This is a genomic window from Undibacterium sp. TC4M20W (genome assembly GCF_049340245.1).
GTDB lineage: Bacteria > Pseudomonadota > Gammaproteobacteria > Burkholderiales > Burkholderiaceae_D > Undibacterium.
This window is the reverse complement of record NZ_JBMPPI010000005.1, coordinates 101003-118426: the sequence shown is the minus strand read 5'-3', so window position 1 is coordinate 118426 and position 17424 is coordinate 101003. Positions and strand designations below refer to the sequence as shown.

General features: G+C 50.2%; 14 protein-coding genes and 5 tRNA genes. 13 read left to right on the top strand and 6 right to left on the bottom strand.

Annotated elements, in window-relative coordinates; translation table 11 throughout:
* Positions 1-75 precede the first annotated feature (75 nt).
* Together apbC and ribD are read left to right on the top strand one after the other, a co-directional pair.
* Complete coding sequence (gene apbC, locus ACO0LL_RS08655) at positions 76-1164, top strand: iron-sulfur cluster carrier protein ApbC (protein ID WP_422950452.1); 1089 nt, start codon at positions 76-78, stop codon at positions 1162-1164.
* Between the two features lie 13 nt (positions 1165-1177).
* Positions 1178-2284 carry a bifunctional diaminohydroxyphosphoribosylaminopyrimidine deaminase/5-amino-6-(5-phosphoribosylamino)uracil reductase RibD gene (ribD, locus tag ACO0LL_RS08650; protein ID WP_422950451.1) on the top strand — a complete coding sequence of 369 codons (1107 nt, stop codon included), beginning with the start codon at positions 1178-1180 and terminating at the stop codon, positions 2282-2284.
* Between the two features lie 78 nt (positions 2285-2362).
* Here ribD and ACO0LL_RS08645 read toward each other — a convergent pair.
* The 3 genes from ACO0LL_RS08645 to ACO0LL_RS08635 all read right to left on the bottom strand — a co-directional run bounded on the left by ACO0LL_RS08645 (position 2363) and on the right by ACO0LL_RS08635 (position 3613).
* Positions 2363-2439, bottom strand: a tRNA-Pro gene (locus ACO0LL_RS08645).
* A gap of 121 nt (positions 2440-2560) precedes the next feature.
* Positions 2561-2637: transfer RNA gene (locus ACO0LL_RS08640), tRNA-Pro, on the bottom strand.
* A 73-nt stretch (positions 2638-2710) separates the two neighbouring features.
* Complete coding sequence (locus tag ACO0LL_RS08635; protein ID WP_422950450.1) at positions 2711-3613, bottom strand: pseudouridine synthase; 903 nt, start codon at positions 3611-3613, stop codon at positions 2711-2713.
* 192 nt (positions 3614-3805) lie between these two features.
* Between ACO0LL_RS08635 and gltX the strand changes: the two genes are divergently transcribed.
* The 5 genes from gltX to ACO0LL_RS08610 all read left to right on the top strand — a co-directional run bounded on the left by gltX (position 3806) and on the right by ACO0LL_RS08610 (position 6172).
* Complete coding sequence (gltX, locus tag ACO0LL_RS08630) at positions 3806-5200, top strand: glutamate--tRNA ligase (RefSeq protein WP_422950449.1); 1395 nt, start codon at positions 3806-3808, stop codon at positions 5198-5200.
* 64 nt (positions 5201-5264) lie between these two features.
* Positions 5265-5340, top strand: a tRNA-Ala gene (locus ACO0LL_RS08625).
* A gap of 31 nt (positions 5341-5371) precedes the next feature.
* Positions 5372-5447: transfer RNA gene (locus ACO0LL_RS08620), tRNA-Glu, on the top strand.
* Between the two features lie 68 nt (positions 5448-5515).
* Positions 5516-5591: transfer RNA gene (locus tag ACO0LL_RS08615), tRNA-Glu, on the top strand.
* Positions 5592-5752: 161 nt separating this feature from the next.
* On the top strand, positions 5753-6172 hold the full coding sequence (locus ACO0LL_RS08610; RefSeq protein ID WP_422950448.1) for a DUF1801 domain-containing protein: 420 nt from the start codon (positions 5753-5755) through the stop codon (positions 6170-6172).
* Positions 6173-6244: 72 nt separating this feature from the next.
* Here the strand turns inward: ACO0LL_RS08610 and ACO0LL_RS08605 are convergent, their stop codons facing one another.
* Positions 6245-7297 (bottom strand): sulfate ABC transporter substrate-binding protein, encoded by a 1053-nt coding sequence (locus ACO0LL_RS08605; protein ID WP_422950447.1) that lies wholly within the window; start codon positions 7295-7297, stop codon positions 6245-6247.
* Between the two features lie 275 nt (positions 7298-7572).
* Between ACO0LL_RS08605 and ACO0LL_RS08600 the strand changes: the two genes are divergently transcribed.
* The gene (locus ACO0LL_RS08600) at positions 7573-9165 is read left to right on the top strand and encodes a thioredoxin family protein (protein ID WP_422950446.1); all 1593 of its coding nucleotides are present in this window, start codon (positions 7573-7575) and stop codon (positions 9163-9165) included.
* A 109-nt stretch (positions 9166-9274) separates the two neighbouring features.
* On the opposite strand, the gene ACO0LL_RS08595 is transcribed toward ACO0LL_RS08600, so the two are convergent.
* Positions 9275-10852, bottom strand: a complete 1578-nt coding sequence (locus ACO0LL_RS08595; protein WP_422950445.1) for an ABC transporter substrate-binding protein — start codon at positions 10850-10852, stop codon at positions 9275-9277.
* 404 nt (positions 10853-11256) lie between these two features.
* Here ACO0LL_RS08595 and ACO0LL_RS08590 point away from each other — a divergent pair, with 404 nt between their 5' ends.
* Entirely contained in the window at positions 11257-12837 is a 1581-nt protein-coding gene (locus ACO0LL_RS08590; RefSeq protein ID WP_422950444.1) for a DUF1800 domain-containing protein, read from the top strand.
* 31 nt (positions 12838-12868) lie between these two features.
* A complete protein-coding gene (locus tag ACO0LL_RS08585; protein ID WP_422950443.1) occupies positions 12869-14122 on the top strand; it encodes a DUF1501 domain-containing protein in 1254 nt (417 codons plus the stop codon).
* Between the two features lie 82 nt (positions 14123-14204).
* Here ACO0LL_RS08585 and ACO0LL_RS08580 read toward each other — a convergent pair whose 3' ends face one another.
* The gene (locus ACO0LL_RS08580; RefSeq protein ID WP_422950442.1) at positions 14205-14513 is read right to left on the bottom strand and encodes a hypothetical protein; all 309 of its coding nucleotides are present in this window, start codon (positions 14511-14513) and stop codon (positions 14205-14207) included.
* A gap of 260 nt (positions 14514-14773) precedes the next feature.
* On the opposite strand from ACO0LL_RS08580, the gene ACO0LL_RS08575 reads away from it, so the two are divergent.
* The 3 genes from ACO0LL_RS08575 to ACO0LL_RS08565 all read left to right on the top strand — a co-directional run bounded on the left by ACO0LL_RS08575 (position 14774) and on the right by ACO0LL_RS08565 (position 17349).
* Positions 14774-15805: a methionine ABC transporter ATP-binding protein gene (locus ACO0LL_RS08575; RefSeq protein ID WP_422950441.1), complete on the top strand. Its 1032-nt coding sequence runs from the start codon at positions 14774-14776 to the stop codon at positions 15803-15805.
* Positions 15805-16464, top strand: coding sequence for a methionine ABC transporter permease (locus ACO0LL_RS08570; protein WP_162041859.1), 660 nt, complete (start codon positions 15805-15807; stop codon positions 16462-16464). Before ACO0LL_RS08575 ends, ACO0LL_RS08570 begins: the two co-directional genes overlap by 1 nt.
* A gap of 75 nt (positions 16465-16539) precedes the next feature.
* Positions 16540-17349, top strand: coding sequence for a MetQ/NlpA family ABC transporter substrate-binding protein (locus tag ACO0LL_RS08565; protein ID WP_422950440.1), 810 nt, complete (start codon positions 16540-16542; stop codon positions 17347-17349).
* The last annotated feature ends 75 nt before the right edge of the window (positions 17350-17424 follow it).

Genomic DNA, 17424 nt, shown 5'->3' with positions numbered 1-17424 from the left:
AAGGATTCATCAAGGGTATATGCAGCCTCGGCACGCAAATTGCGCTAGACTTGCAGGATATCTATGGAGAATTGCATGAGTATTACAGTAGAAGACATTAAAGCCGTATTGGCAAAAGTGACAGACCCAAACACAAATAAAGACCTGATCGCGACTAAATCAGTAAAAAATATCAAGATAGAAGGCCCAGATGTCAGCCTGGATGTGGAACTGGGCTACCCGGCCAAAAGTCAGTTTGAACTGATACGCGCTGCCGTTGTGGCTGCCATTGCTGTCTTGCCTGGCGTGGGCAAGGTCGCGGTCAATGTGACCTCAAAAATCATCGCCCATGCCGTGCAGCCTGGCATCAAGCTCATGCCTAATGTGAAGAATATTATTGCTGTGGCCTCAGGCAAGGGTGGGGTCGGCAAATCGACTACCGCTGCCAATCTGGCTCTGGCCCTGGCTGCTGAGGGCGCGGCTGTCGGTATTCTTGATGCCGACATTTATGGCCCTTCCCAACCCATGATCATGGGTATCTCTGGCCGTCCTGAAACGGTCGATGGCAAAACCATGGAGCCACTGGAAAACCATGGCCTGCAAGTCTCTTCCATCGGTTTCATGATAGACCCGGATGAACCCATGGTCTGGCGTGGCCCCCTCGTGACCCAGGCCATGCAGCAATTGCTGGGGCAAACCAACTGGCGTGATCTGGATTACCTCATCGTGGATATGCCACCAGGTACGGGTGATGTGCAGTTGACGCTGTCGCAAAAAGTGCCGGTCACTGGTGCGGTCATCGTGACGACGCCACAAGACATTGCCTTGCTGGATGCGCGCAAGGGTCTCAAAATGTTTGAAAAAGTCGGCATTCCTATTCTGGGCATCGTTGAGAACATGAGTATCCATATCTGCTCCAACTGCGGCCATGCCGAGCATATATTTGGTGAGGGTGGCGGGCAAAAGATGTGTGCCGACTTTGGCGTCGATTTCCTCGGTGGCCTGCCTTTGACGATGAGCATACGTCAGCAAGCTGATTCCGGCACACCTACCGTAGTTGCCGAACCTGATGGACAAATTGCTGGCCTGTATAAAGACATCGCCCGCAAAGTCGCTATCAAGGTTGCTGAAAAAGCCAAGGACATGACCAGCAAGTTTCCGACCATCACCATACAACATACCTGAGGTGCAGGCGAGTATGGATAGTAAGGATAAGCAGGCTGATTATGCTTACATGCAGCAAGCGCTGGAGCTGGCCAGACGTGCGACCATAGAAACTTCACCGAATCCCAAAGTGGGTTGCGTGATCGTGCGTGATGGCCAAGTGCTGGGACAGGGCTGGACGCAGCCAGTCGGGCAGGCTCATGCAGAAGTGCAAGCCTTGCGCGATGCCGCTGCTAAAGGCCATGACGTGCGTGGCGCTACAGCCTATGTCACGCTGGAACCGTGCAGCCATTTTGGTCGCACACCACCTTGCGCAAACGGTTTGCGTGATGCCGGTATTGCGCGTGTGGTCGCTGCCATGCAGGATGCCAATCCACAAGTAGCCGGGCGCGGTTTAAGTATCTTGCGTGAAGCTGGTGTCGAAGTTGAATGTGTTACTTTTCCTGATCTCGCTTTGCAGGCACGTGAATTGAACATAGGTTTTTTCCAGCGCATGGAAACCGGCAAGCCCTGGGTCAGGATGAAAGTTGCTGGCAGTCTCGATGGCATTACAGCTCTGAGCAATGGTCAAAGCCAATGGATTACCGGGCCGGCAGCAAGGCAGGATGGCCATCAATGGCGGGCGCGTGCAGATGCGATTTTGACTGGCATAGGCACGGTGCTGGCAGACGACCCCATGCTGAATGTCCGCGGCATAGACACGCCACGTCAGCCGCAAAAAATTATAGTGGATTCACATCTGCGCATCTCGCCACAAGCCAAAGTGTTGCAAGGCGGTACCTTGGTCGTCTGTGCTGCACCTGATACTGAAAAACAGGGTCAACTGGAACAGGCGGGAGCTGAAGTAATTTGCTTGCCGGGTACCAATCAGCAAGTGAATTTGCCCGCCCTGATGCAAGAGCTGGGGCGCAGACAAATCAATGAATTGCATGTGGAAGCAGGCGCGACCCTAAATGGTGCATTGATTGCGCAAGGCTGCGTCAATGAATTATTGTTGTATCTGGCACCCAAGCTGCTGGGTAGTGGCGCTGGTTTATTTAATTTACCTGAATTGACACATGTAGATCAGGCGAGTGTTTTGCAATTTCACGAAATCAGCCAGGTGGGAGATGATGTGCGGATACTGGCTCGCTTGAAATAAATCATTTATATGTGAAGCCGGAAAATGTAAGGCAGAAAAGAAAAAAAGATCGTTGAATAATCAACGATCCTTTTTAACTGGTCGGAGTACAAGGATTCGAACCTTGGACCCCCTGCTCCCAAAGCAGGTGCGCTACCGGGCTGCGCTACACTCCGAAAAACTGGTCTGTCTAGTCTGATATTTACTGACATTTATTATTTCAGTCGAACCAGCTTGAAAAAACAAGATCTGTATCTACTGAAATAAAAGGGACCGTCTGTGACGATCCCTAAAATCTGGTCGGAGTACAAGGATTCGAACCTTGGACCCCCTGCTCCCAAAGCAGGTGCGCTACCGGGCTGCGCTACACTCCGAAGACCGCAATAGTACTGTTTTGAGACTTGCTTGTCAAGCCGTTTGACTTTACATCCCCTATACAACAAGTATTTATAATGATTTTTTGCTTTCAAAATAGCGTTGCTGTCCAGTAATTGGATCATCAAAACAGATGGATTTTGCCAGTAACTGCAAAGGAGCAGAAAAATCGTCCGCCTTGCAGGGCAGGGCCACCGGATAAAATGCATCATTCAAAATGGGTGCGCCGAGACTGCTCATGTGCAGCCGCAATTGATGTTTTCTACCGGTCACAGGCTGCAATTGATAGAGGCTATATTCGCCACGTCTTTCCTTGATATCAAGCAGGGTTTCTGAATTTGCCATGCCTGCCACTTCGCGCATGACAAAGAACTTGTCGGCTTCTTCTATACGGCTGTAATGCCGTAGCGGGAAAACCAGTTCTGGCAAATCCTTCGCAATGGCGTGATAGGTCTTTGTCATGCTTTTGCGCTGGAACAGGGATTGATATTGTCCGCGGGTGGCTGGATTATGTGAAAACAGCATGACGCCTGCGGTTTCCCTGTCCAGCCTGTGTATGGGGGTCAGGTCCATCAAGCCAGTATTTTTCTTCAGCCTGACCAGCAGGGTTTCTCGCAAAAACCGACCTGATGGAATCACTGGCAGGAAGTGCGGTTTATCGACCACCAGCAAATGCTCATCCTGGAACAGGATTTCTTCATGAAACGGGATAGGTGTTTCATTCTCGATTTCACGGTAGTAGTAAATACACATGCCGCGTTTGACAGCGCTATTTGCAAGCAGGACTTTGCCGTGTTGATCAACGACCTCATGTTTATCCAGGCGTGCTTGCCAGGTACTTGCACTCACATCCGGGAAGTGATTTTGCAAAAAACTGAAGACATTGTCCCAATGGCCTTCGGGTATCCAGATATAGCTGGGCGCGATACCGTCGCGTACTGGTAAGGGCAGGGGCAGGGTAGGCTGGGCTTGCATGTCTGATCGTTTATCGGATGGTCTGTTGGCGCCGCCATACTATCATGCAGGCATGGAGCAGGAGCTTGGCGGGCTGCCTGAGATCATGAAACTATCCGTCCGGGATGTTAAAACGGTAAAATGCTGGTTTTAACCATTATCGCGTTCTAGTATGTCAGCTATATCGACAGCAGGGCGCAGGCTAGTGATCTCATGACTGTACGTACCCGTTTCGCTCCCAGCCCTACCGGCTATCTCCACGTTGGTGGTGCCCGCACTGCCTTGTTCAGCTGGGCATTTGCCCGTCATTTTGGTGGCACTTTCGTGCTGCGCATAGAAGATACCGATCTTGAGCGCTCAACGCCAGAAGCTGTGCAAGCCATTCTTGACGGCATGAACTGGCTTGGCTTGCATCATGACGAAGGCCCTTACTATCAAATGAAACGCATGGAGCGCTATAGCGAAGTGCTGGCCGACATGCTGGCAAAAGGCACGGCATATCACTGCTTTTCCTCGCCGGATGAAGTTGAAGCTATGCGTGACCGCCAGCGTGCAGCAGGTGAAAAGCCGCGTTATGACGGTACATGGCGTCCTGAAGCTGGCAAGACTTTGCCAGCGATTCCGGCGGACCGCAAGCCGGTCATACGTTTTAAAAACCCGCTGGATGGTGAAGTCAGCTGGCTGGATGTCGTCAAGGGGCAAATCACTATCGGCAACCGTGAACTGGATGACCTGGTGATTGCCCGCCCTGATGGCACGCCTACCTACAACTTCTGCGTCGCAGTCGATGACTGGGATATGCAAATCACCCACGTTATCCGTGGCGATGACCATGTCAATAACACACCGCGCCAGATCAATATCCTGAACGCACTTGGCGCGACCCTGCCGCACTATGGTCATTTGCCTATGATCTTGGGCCCTGATGGCCAAAAACTGTCCAAGCGCGATGGTGCTGCTAGTGTGATGGACTATCCGCTGCAAGGCTATCTGCCGGAAACCATGCTCAACTATCTGGCGCGCCTGGGTTGGAGCCACGGTGACGATGAGATATTCTCTATGGAGCAAATGTGCAGCTGGTTTGATTTAAGCCATTTGTCTGCTTCTGCTGCCCAGTTCAATCCTGAAAAACTGGCCTGGATCAATAACCACTACATCAAGGCCGCAGACAACACGCGCCTGGCTGGTTTGATCAAACAGCAAATGCTGGATGATGGCGCGCAGTTTGATAATGCACCCGCACTGGAAGCCGTAATCGCACTGTTGAAAGAGCGCACCAATACCACAGTAGAGCTGGGGCAGGCTGCCATGCTGTTCTATCGTCAGCCAGTAGCAGACCCGGCATTGTTGACACAGCATGTGACAGATGCGGTATTGCCAGCCTTGCGCCAATACGCCGAACTGTGCAAAACCGTGGAATGGAACAAGGCAGCCCTGTCTGCCGCCATGAAACAAACCCTGGCTGACTTCTCGCTGAAGATGCCACAACTGGCCATGCCTTTGCGCTTGCTGCTGACAGGTCAATTGCAAACACCATCCATCGATGCCGTCATCGAGCTGTTTGGCCGTGAAGTCGTTACGCAGCGCCTGAGCGTAATTGCAGGCTAGAAAGTCTGGGGGCTTTACATCTGACGATGTATCCCCTATAATCTTGTTTCTGTTCTGCAGCGTCGGGGGTATAGCTCAGCTGGGAGAGCGCTTGCATGGCATGCAAGAGGTCAGCGGTTCGATCCCGCTTACCTCCACCAAATAAAGTGGCAGAGCAGAACATTACTTGTTGTCCCCATCGTCTAGAGGCCTAGGACATCACCCTTTCACGGTGAGTACAGGGGTTCGAATCCCCTTGGGGACGCCAATAAACTTCATTATTTATTGTGGACAGCAAGTAATTTACGATTTAGGTCAGCAACACGGACAGAATCTGTCCCCATCGTCTAGAGGCCTAGGACATCACCCTTTCACGGTGAGTACAGGGGTTCGAATCCCCTTGGGGACGCCAGTAAGTTCTCGTTAAGAGAGTGAAAAAAGCCTTGAGAAATCAAGGCTTTTTTTGTTTTTGCGGCATGCTTTTCTCTTCAGTTTATTTCAACTACGTATTTTGACTATATTATTTCGATAATAAGCATTCAACATGGTGTGTCAGCGAGGATGAGGGCGGAAATGGGTAAAATAAAAAATCCCCAGGTCGCAAAAGTATTCAACAACTATTCGCCGCACATACGACAAAAGCTGATGCTCCTGCGGCAGTTGGTCCTGGATGTCGCATCGGAACATAAAATATCTGACACATTGGAAGAAACCCTGAAGTGGGGTGAACCGAGTTATCTAACGAAGACTGGCAGCACAGTCAGAATAGATTGGAAAAGTTCGGCGCCAGAACAATACGCCATGTATGTTCATTGTCAGACCAGGCTGCTTGATACTTTCAAAGAGCTATACAGCGACAAACTAAAGTTCGAAGCTAACAGAGCCATCATCTTTCATCAGGATGATGAGATTCCTGTTGATGAGGTAAAGCATTGCATACTTTTGGCGCTCACTTATCACGACAGAAAGCATCTACCCATGCTGGGTGCATAAACAATATGCGTTGTTTGATGTTTTGTTTGTGCTGATTTCTGTCGTGTTGTTTGCTATGGCTTTATTATTGACTTACTTCTTGATGTAAATCTTGTCAAACTCACCGCCATCATCAAAGTGTTTTTTCTGCGCCTGCTTCCAGCCGCCAAATACATCATCGACAGTAAACAAATTCACAGGCTTGAAAGAGGCTGCATATTTCTTTGCTGCGATTTCTGAGCGTGGGCGCAGGTAGTGTTTGGCGATCAGGTCCTGGCCAGCTTCGGTATAGAGAAATTGCAAATAGGCTGTGGCGATTTTGCGGGTGCCCAGTTTGTCGGCTACCTTATCTACCACCGCGACTGGGGATTCTGCCAGGATAGAGATTTTTGGATAAACGACTTCAAAGTTGTCGCCAAATTCCTGACGTACGAGTTGCACTTCATTTTCAAAGGTCACCAGCACATCACCAATTTCACGCTGGGTGAAGGTGGTGGTGGCACCGCGTCCGCCACCATCAAGCACCGGTACATTCTTGAACAGATTTTCTACCAGTTGGCGTGCCTGAGCTTCTGTGCCGCCGGTCTTGATGACTGAGCCCCAGGCTGCCAGGTAGCTGTAACGGCCATTACCTGAGGTTTTTGGGTTGGGGATGATGACTTTCAAGCCCGGTTTGCCAAGGTCATCCCAACTGGCGATGTGCTTGGGGTTGCCCTTGCGCGTCAGGAAGACCATGGTTGAATAAAACGGTGCTGCATTATTCGGGAATTGCTTGGCCCAGTCTTGTGGCAGCAAGCCCTTGTCTGCGAGGATGTCGATATCATTGGCCTGGTTCATGGTCACGACCGAGGCTTCCAGTCCATCAATCACCGAGCGTGCCTGTTTGCTGGAACCACCGTGGGATTGGTTAACACTGATGCTTTCGCCGGTTTTCTTTTTCCAGTCCGCGACAAAGGCGGGATTGATGTCCTTGAATAATTCCCTGGTCACGTCATAGGATGCATTCAGTATGCCGGTGGCAGCTTGTGCCGTGCTGTAAAAGGCAAGCAGGCTGACACTGGCAATCAGCAATGCGGCGGCGAAAGTGGTGCGGCGCTGGCGTTGGCGGGTTTTGATTAACTGTTTTACATGTGCGATTTTGCTCATTTTTTGCTCTCGGTTTGCGGATTGTCCATCTTGCGCAAAAATGCCAGACTTGTGAACGATGATATTTTTACTTGCTTAGACTCGTAAGGAATAAGTGGCATGGAATAAGTGACATGGCCTACGCGAAATTGCAAAACGGGCCAGGTATTTCTTGCCGGAGAAAAACAAATATGCATACTCAAAATTAGTCTGATAACAGCTTGCGTCCGCTGTACTGCAAAGACATTAAATTTGCTACACTGAGTCTCTTGATATATTTATCCAGGTCAAAACCGATGAAAATGACTACTCCCCTGATGGCAGCCCTGTTGACTGCAAGCACCTCAATTTCACTGACTGCCATGACTGCATTGCCCGCCCAGGCGGCGGATAGCAAGGCGGCCAGCGCCTCTGCACATGCAGCCAATGCCGCGCAGGGTGGTATAGACTGGCGCAAGGACAATAATGTAGATGCGGCTTTTGCCCAGGCCAAGGCCAGCAACAAGCCCTTGTTCTTGTATTGGGGAGCAATCTGGTGCCCGCCTTGTAACCAGGTAAAGGCGACAATTTTCAATCGTCAGGAATTCATCGATAAATCACGTCATTTCATCCCGGTATATCTGGATGGCGATACCCCAGGTGCACAAAAATTTGCATCGCAGTTCAAAGTACGTGGTTATCCGACCATGATACTTTTCAAACCTGACGGCACAGAGATCACCCGTTTGCCCGGTGAAGTTGATTCTGAACGTTATTTGCAAGTGCTGACCCAGGCCCTGAATACCACGTTGTCTGTGCAGGACACAATGAAACTGGCACTGGCGGGCAATAAAAATCTCAAGGATGAGGATTGGAGTCTGCTGGCCGATTATTCATGGGATGATCCCGAGCAAAAACTGGTGCCAGGCAAAGAACTGGTGGCGACTTTGCTCAAGTTGTCTGAACTGAGCCCGGCTGGTTTGCATGCCACGCGTTTGTACCTGCGCGGCATTTATGCAGCAGCGACAGCCAAGCCAGGCCAGGCATTACCAAGCATAGACAAGGCCCAGGCAACAGATAAAGTCTTGAAAGCCATCAATGATCCCAAAACAGCGCGCGACAATATGGATTTGTTGAGCAATGCTGCCGGGGAGATCACCGAGTTCCTGACTGTCGCCAAATCAGAGCCACGCAACAAGCTGATACGTGCCTGGAATGCGGCAGTGGTCAAGCTGGCTGATGATGCCACGATTTCCAAGACCGACAGGTTGGGCGCGGTCGGTGCTCAGGTCGCTCTGGCCAGTCTGAATAATGCCAAGCCAGAAGCGGCTTTGCAAAAGGATGTGCAAAAGCGTGTAGCTGCGATAGAGCAGGCAACTACCGATGCCTATGAACGCCAGTCTGTCGTCAATGCTGCTGCCCATGCGCTGGGAGATGCTGGTTTGCTCGATGATTCTGACAGCTTGCTCAAGGCTGAACTCAAGCGTTCACATTCCCCTTACTATTTCATGTCCACCCTGGGTTCGAATGCCAAGAAGCGTGGTGACAAAGTCGCTGCAGCAAACTGGTATGAGCAAGCCTATAACGCCGCCAAGGGCCCGGCTACCCGTTTGCAATGGGGTTCCAACTATGTCAGCAGTCTGGTAGAACTGGCGCCAAATGATGATGCGCGTATAGAAAAAGCCGTGCAAAGTGTTTTTGGCGAAGCCGCAAAAGTAGATAATGCCTTCTATGAACGCAACCGTGCGTATCTGGAAAAAATGGGTAAAAAACTCATAGACTGGAATAAGGAAGGCAAGCACCAGGTCGCATACCAGAAAGCCCGTAGTCAGCTCGATGGCATATGCGGCAAACTGCCCGCGAATGACCCGCAAAAAGCAGTTTGCCAGGGTGTGCTTAATAAGTCTTGATACATAAATCCTGATACATAAATCCTGATTCCTGATAGCAGTCTTTGCACAAAACAAAAATCCCGCGACTTGATATCGCGGGATTTTTTTATGGGCTTTTCAATGCAACTCAGTCTGGTTTGAACTGGTGAGCAAAGGTAAATTCATCCGTCCTTGCCTTGTAATGCAGACCCTTGCGCATGGCCCAGCTGGCGTACTGGTGATGGAGGGGGATGGCTGCATAATCCTGCAAGGCGGCCGCCATGGCTGTTTTGGCAAATGCTTCGCGCTTGTCTGCTTCGACAGATGCGAGCGAAGATTGTATCGCCTCATCCAGTGCGCGGTTGCTGTATTTTCCCCAGTTCCAGCTACCCCAGCCATTGTCGGCATTAACAGTACCCAGAGTGGTACGTAACGCGAAGTCACCCGCCAGTGAACCCCATCCCAGCAAGGCCATGCTGTAGTCACCCTTGGACGCTTTGGGGAAATACACTGCCAGCGGTTGCGTTTCTACCTTGGCCTGTATGCCTATCTTGCTGAGGAATTGTGCGACGGTCTGCACTATCTGTTCATCATTGATATAGCGATTATTGGGGCCGTGCAGGGTAATCGCAAAACCATTTGGATAGCCAGCTTCAGCCAGCAGTTTTTTAGCGCCTTCCGGGTCGTAGGCCTCTACCTTCAGACTATCGTTATAGCCAAACACGCCAGGGGCGACGAGGTTGGATGCCGGCACTGCCAGGCCTTCCAGGATACGTTCTGTCAATGCCGTACGGTTGATGGCCTTGGCAATCGCCTTGCGCACGCGTATGTCTTTCAGGGGATTGGTCGCCAGCGGTTTGCCAGCCTTGTCGGTGATGTAGGGTGAAACCCTGGCCTGGTGATCCAGTTGCCAGAACAGCGTGCGCCAGGAAATTTTTTGTTCCAGCTTGAATTTGGCATTACTTTTGAGCTTGCTCAAATCTGCTGGAGGGATACTCTCTATCGCATCGACATCACCAGACAAGAGCGCAGCCATACGAGGCGCACCGGCAGTGATGATGCGGAAGGTGACTTTGTCCCAGGCTGACTTTTCACCCCAGTAAGCATCGTTTTTTGTCAGCTCCACTGCGTCACCGCGTTTGAAGCTGGCAAATTTATAAGGGCCGGTGCCAATTGCTGCCTTGCCGCTGTTGAAGTCATCGGTGCTTGCCTGCAATGCTGCTTTTTTTGAAACGATGAATACAGAACTCATGTCCAGCGGCAGCGGGCCGTATGCCGTCGCTGTTTTCAGGCGCAGGGTATGGGCATCAACGATCTGTTTGCCAATAATTTGTTTGGTAAAGCTGGTGTAGGGGCCAGGGCTGTTTTTTATCTGTGCTGGCCTGTCCAGGGAAAACACCACATCTTCTGCCGTCATCTCGCTGCCATCATGGAACTTCACGCCAGGCCGCAATTTGAATTCCCAGGTGGTCGGGTTAATCGCCTTCCATGACAGCGCCAGGCCAGGTGCAACGCGGCCATCTGAATCAATACTGACCAGTGCCTCGAACAAATGCGAGGCCATGGCATTGTTCGGCCCGCTATTGAAATAGTGTGGGTCCATGGAATTGACGTCAGCGGCAAGGCCTATCTTCAGGTTGGCTGCAAGACTGTGTGCAGGCTGGGAAATACCCAGCGAGACTGCGAGCAGGGCGGGGAGCAGGAGCTTTTTTGTGGTGAGAAGCATAAGCAACTTTCAAGTTTCAATCTTGCAAGCTTACCATTGCCTGCGTTTTTCATCAGGGCCGCGAATGTATTTGTATATTTGAAATGAGATGAAGTGAGATGGAATGCGTTCTGACATGTTGATAAAACCAGCTTGCAAATTTAGAAATTTCGAATTTTGAAATTTACAAATCGAAGCACATTCTGCAAGAGCGAAATGAATCGGGTTGTCGCGCAGGTTCTGCGAGGGGCTACAGGGATTTTTCCTGTAACAATCCACAGTTTTGCTTATTTTGATTTACATGCCGTTACTTGTGAAAGCTATTCGCATGAAACTATATTGATTACATTGTACGAATGAATAAGCAAGTCATTATTCTTCTGCATAAATACTTCAACAGTTTCAATAACGGGTATAAAAAATAGATGAAAAACCTGACAAAAATTCCTGGCTTGCTGGTGTTGTTGATCACCGTAAATATCTGTGCTCTTCCTGTGCATGCTGCAGGCCCTTCGATTGAGGCCGAAGCCCTGCACGTACTGAACCGTCTTGCCTATGGCCCGCGGCCTAGCGATATAGAACGCGTCAAAAAAATGGGTGTGGATGCCTATATCGAGCAGCAGTTGAATCCGCAATTCCTGCCCTTGCCAGATGGCTTGCAAAAGAAATTGAAATCACTTGATGTCATGAGCCAGAGTGCAGGCTCGGTCTTGTTTGATTATCAAAAAGCCTTGAAAGATACCAGTGATGAATCTGATGCTGCGCAAAAGAAACGCCGTGAACTGGTCGGCCGCATCATTGAGCAAACCGCAGAATCCAGGCTATACCGTGCCATAGAAAGCTCGCATCAGCTGGAAGAAGTGATGGTGGATTTCTGGTTCAATCATTTCAATGTGTTCAATGGTAAAGGCCTGGACCGCGCGCTCGTTGCCAGCTATGAGCGCGATGCGATACGTCCCTATGTCTTTGGCAACTTCCGTGATTTGCTGGGTGCGACGGCCAAGCATCCTGCCATGTTGTTTTATCTGGATAACTGGCTATCCACGTCCGCAGACTTTCACGCCAATGGCAAGCAGGGCAAGGGCGGCGGACAAAAAGCCAAGTCCAGCGGCCTGAATGAAAACTATGCACGTGAAGTCATGGAGTTGCATACCTTGGGTGTGGATGGTGGTTATACCCAGAAAGACGTGACCGAACTGGCGCGCATGCTGACCGGCTGGACCTTTGATCCGCGTGCCATGGTCAGGAGTAATCAAAACTTTTACTTTGATGCAGACAGGCATGATAAAGGCAGCAAGCTATGGCTGGGTAAATCCATACCTGTGCGTGGTCAGGCAGAAGCAGAATTCGCGCTCGATGTGCTGGCAACACATCCATCTACTGCCCATCACCTGAGTTTCAAACTGGCACAGTATTTTGTCGCTGACAAACCTGCACCCGCCTTGGTCGAGCGGTTGGCCAAGCGTTATCTTGATACGCGTGGTGACATACGGGCTGTATTGCAGACACTGTTTGCCAGTGCCGAATTTCGTGATCCCCAAAATGCGGGCGTGAAATATAAAACCCCGTATCAATATGTGGTGTCCGCCATCCGGGTCAGTGATGTCAATGTGCAAAATGTCCGGCCCGTGTTGGGCGTACTGGCACAACTCGGCATGCCTTTATACGGCAGCCAGACACCTGATGGTTATAAAAACACTCAGGATGCGTGGATGAATCCGGATGCCATCAGTCGCCGCATCAACTTTGCCACCGCACTCGCAACTGGCCGTCTGCCATTCGATAAAGAGATAGAGGACGGCGACAAAATGGGCAAGAAGCAGTTGGCAAAACAGGCTGAGGAAAAATCAGACCGGCCCGCGGTCATGCCTGCTGTCAGTGCCACTGCCTTGTTGCAGACACTGGGGCCAGGCTTGTCCGGGCGCAGTATAGAAATTGTGAATGGCAATCCCGAAGCCTTGCGTGCCTCACTGATATTGGGCAGCCCGGATTTTATGCAGCATTGAAACAAGCAAGCTTGCAGATAAAGAGAGCAAAATGAAACGCAGAAATTTCTTATATTCCATGGCCGCAGGAGCGGGGTTGTTGATTCCAGTGGGACGGGCGGCATGGGCTGCCAGGGCGAATGGTGTAGCAACCGAGGCCGCGACAAAAAACAAGCTCATCGTCATCATGTTGCGGGGTGCAGTCGATGGTTTGAATGTGGTTGCACCTTATGGTGACAGCAATTATGCGCGCTTGCGCCCGGCTATCGCACTGGCAAGGCCGGGGCAGACCGATGGTGCAATAGATCTTGATGGCTATTTTGGTCTGCATCCCGCACTGGCAGACTTGCATGATCTTTGGCAGCAAAAGAAAGTGGCTTTTGTGCATGCCAGTGGCTCACCGGATTTTACCCGTTCGCATTTTGATGCCCAGGATTATCTGGAGTCTGGCACGCCTGGTCGTAAAGGCACGACAGATGGCTGGATGAACCGTTTGCTTGGTAATTTGCCTGGTACGACGACGCCAACGCGCGCAGTCAGTGTCGGTGCGGTCATGCCCCGTATTTTGTCAGGCACGGTTGCCGCCAGTAATATCGCCAGCGGTGCGGCGGGTACCAAGGCGAATGTACTGGACCGACCCAAGGTCGGTGCAGCTTTTGAACAGATGTATAAGGACAACGATAAATACGCCAAAGCCTTCAGCGATGCCAAAGAAGCGCATCAGGAAATGATGGGCGCTTCCATGGAAAAAGAACAGCAGGCTGCCGATGGCGGCGCGCCTTTGCCCAATGGTTTTCCTGATGACAGTACCCGCGTTGCCACCTTGCTCAAGAATGATCCTAAAATCCAGATGGTATTCATGGCATTGGGTGGCTGGGATACCCACGCCAACCAGGGCGCAGGTAAAGGTCAGTTGGCAAATCGTTTGTCACCGCTGGGCCTGGGTCTGGCGAATCTGGCCAGACGTCTTGGCCCCATGTTTGATGACACCACGATCGTCGTGATGTCAGAGTTTGGTCGTACTGCCAAACAGAATGGCAATGGCGGCACCGACCATGGGCATGGCAATGTCATGTGGGTGCTTGGGGGAAAAGTTGCTGGCGGCAAGGTATATGGCGACTGGCGTGGCCTCGGCAATGATCAGTTATATGAGGGACGGGATGTGCCTGTGACTACCGATTTTCGTTCAGTATTGACGCAGGTCTGTGAGCGGCATATGGGTTTGTCTGACAATCAATTGCTCAAGGTTTTTCCTGAACAGGTTTATGCCAGGTCCAGTTTTAATTTATTTGTGAACAAAGCCTGATTGCTGATTAATTGCTGATCATAGTAAGAAAAAAAGCCACTCTGGATTAAACCGGAGTGGCTTTTTTGTATGGGTACGGTGTTCAGGCAGTGGTATTGATGGTTGTGCCAGTCACTTGCCCGCTGGTATTGACGACTGGTTTGGGTTGCTCTGGCGGCGGTGGTTCTGGCTGCTTGACATTTTGCTTGCTGGCCAGTTGCGCCTGTTGCTCGGCCTGTGAGGCGGTAATTCTTTTTTGATCTGCAATGGCATCAGCCGCACCGGAGTCGCGGTCAGCTGCCGCGCCTATGGTTTCCGCACTTTGTTTCTGCTGACCGGCAGCAGCCTGCTGCAAGAGTTGCTGTTGTTGTGCAACTTGCGCTGCGCTCGAAGATGTAACGGACGTGACCATAATATTAACTCCTAAGACTAGAACCAGGATCATTTCAACATAGCGAGCCTGGACCAAAATTACAAGCGATTTAACCACAAATTGCAGTTTGTTGCCATGCGTCAATGTTAATCAAGTCCGCTCAATTGATAGTGCGTATTCATTTTTCAACTTTGCTTATACGAATAGTTGTATATACAAATGCATATATATGATTGGAAAAAACTTGTTGCCTTCGATAAAGTTGAGTCCAACAGCAACAACAGCCGGTCAGATATTCAGTGATACGTATAGAGCAGTTAGCAAAGATTTATAGCCATCAGGGCCGCGAAGTAAGGGCCTTGCATAATATTAATTTCAATATAGAAACGGGTCAGGTTTTTGGCATCATAGGCCGTTCCGGTGCAGGTAAAAGCACGTTGTTGCGCACCTTGAATTTACTGGAGCGTCCCAGTGCGGGCAAAGTGGTAATTGATGATCAGGACATCACCAGTTTTGACACGCAACAACTGCATGCCTTGCGCCAGCGTGTAGGCATGGTATTCCAGCATTTCAATTTGCTGCATGCAAAAACGGTCATCGACAATATTGCCTTTCCGCTCAAGCTGAGTGGCAAATATACAAGGCAGGAAATCCAGGCAAGGGTAAACGAATTACTTGAGCTGGTAGGTTTGCAAGACCAAGGTCATAAATATCCATCGCAATTGTCTGGTGGACAAAAGCAGAGGGTGGGCATAGCCAGGGCGCTGGCAAATTATCCACATCTATTGTTATGCGATGAGGCGACCTCGGCATTAGACCCTGAGACCACGCAAGCGATCCTGCGCCTGTTATTGGATATCAATAAAAAACTGGGCCTGACCATCGTCTTGATCACCCATGAAATGCAGGTGATACGCACTATCTGCGACAAGGTGGCCGTGATAGATGCGGGAGAGATTGTTGAGCTCGGTGATGTGGTTGATGTGTTCCTGCATCCTCAGCATGCGGTGACACAAAGCCTGGTCGCAGAAAACCAGGCACTGGACCTGTCTGTGCTGGAGCGTAGCGACCAGGACGCTGACCGTCACTTGCTGCGCTTGAGCTATGTAGGCACAAGTACGCATGAGCCCATCATTACCCGTATCGCGGCGCAGGCTGGTGTCGATATCGCCATTCTGCAAGGCGTGATAGGGCGCATCAAGGATACGCCTTACGGGCAATTGCTGGTGGAGTTGCACAGTACGCAGGAACAGTCAGCGACTGTCGAGGATTTATTGAAAAATGCTGGTGTCAGGGTGACAAGAATCAGCGCAGCGGCAGAGGTGCACTGATGGACTTTTCTCAAATTGACTGGAGTGATATCGCACTGGCGACACTCGATACCTTGACGATGACAGGTGCCTCTTTGCTGTTCACCGTGGTGCTGGGTTTGCCCTTGGGCGTGCTGCTGTTTTTGACAGGTAAAAAGCAATTGCTGGAGCAGGGCCTGCTGTATGCAGTGTTGTCGGTAGTCGTGAATATTTTGCGCTCTATACCTTTCATTATTTTGCTGATCGTATTGATCCCTTTCACGCTGTTATTGATGGGGACATCGCTGGGGGTGCCGGGAACCATACCGCCGCTGGTAATAGGAACAACGCCGTTTTTTGCACGCCTGGTAGAAAACGTGTTGCGGGAAGTAGATAAAGGAATTATTGAAGCCTGCCAGGCCATGGGTGCCAGGACCTGGCAGATTATCTGGCATGCATTGTTGCCAGAGGCATTGCCGGGTTTGCTGGCTGCAGCAACAGTAACGACGATTGCTCTGGTGTCGTATGCAGCCATGTCGGGCGTGATCGGTGGTGGTGGTCTGGGTGACCTGGCGCTGCGTTATGGTTACCAGCGTTTTCAAACTGAGGTCATGGTAGTGACGGTATTTATTTTGATTGTACTAGTGCAGTTGCTGCAATTTGTCGGCGACAAGCTGGTGTTGAAATTCACACGTAAGTGATTAAGCAAGTAATTAAGTAAGTAACTAAGTAAGTAACTAAGTAAGTAAGTTTTTATTTTTTAAATTGGAGCCACTATGTCTTTGAACTTGAAACGTCGTTTTACTTTGATACTGGCAGGTAGCCTGACAGCCGCTGCCGTGTTTTCACCAGTTGCATTTGCAGTAGAAACCTTGAACATCGCTGCCAGCCCCGTGCCACATGCAGAGATACTGGAATTTATCAAACCGCAACTCGCCAAAGAAGGCGTGGATTTGAAAGTAAAAGTGTTTACTGACTACATACAGCCAGCAGTGCAGGTCAATGAAAAACATCTGGATGGTAATTTCTTCTTGCATCAACCTTACCTGAACGAATTCAAGAAAAGCCACAAGAATGATATCGAAGTACCTATCGCCAAGGTGCACGTAGAACCTTTCGCTGCCTATTCAAGCAAGTACAAAAAGCTCGCTGACTTGCCAGATGGTGCAACTGTCGCTATCCCAAATGATCCATCCAATTCTGGCCGTGCCTTGCTGTTGCTGGCAAAACAGGGTTTGTTGAAATTGAAGGATCCAAAAAATATCTCTGCAACGCAAAAAGATATTATTGAGAATCCTAAGAAGCTGAAATTCAAGGAACTCGAAGCAGCAACTTTGCCGCGTGTATTGAATCAGGTTGATCTGGCCTTGATCAACACCAATTATGCGATAGAAGCAAAACTCAATCCGGTCAAAGACTCGCTGTTTATCGAAGATGCGAATTCGCCTTATGCAAATTTGCTGGTGGCGCGTGAAGATAATAAAAATAGCCCGGCCTTCAAAAAACTGGTGGCTGCCTTGAATTCACCTGAAGTCAAGAAATTCATTGAAGACAAATACAAGGGTGCAGTGGTTCCTGCTTTTTAATAGTCTCTTCAGATAATAAAACACCCCGGCAAAAGTTTTCTTGCCGGGGTGTTTTGCTTTATATGCTGCTTTATA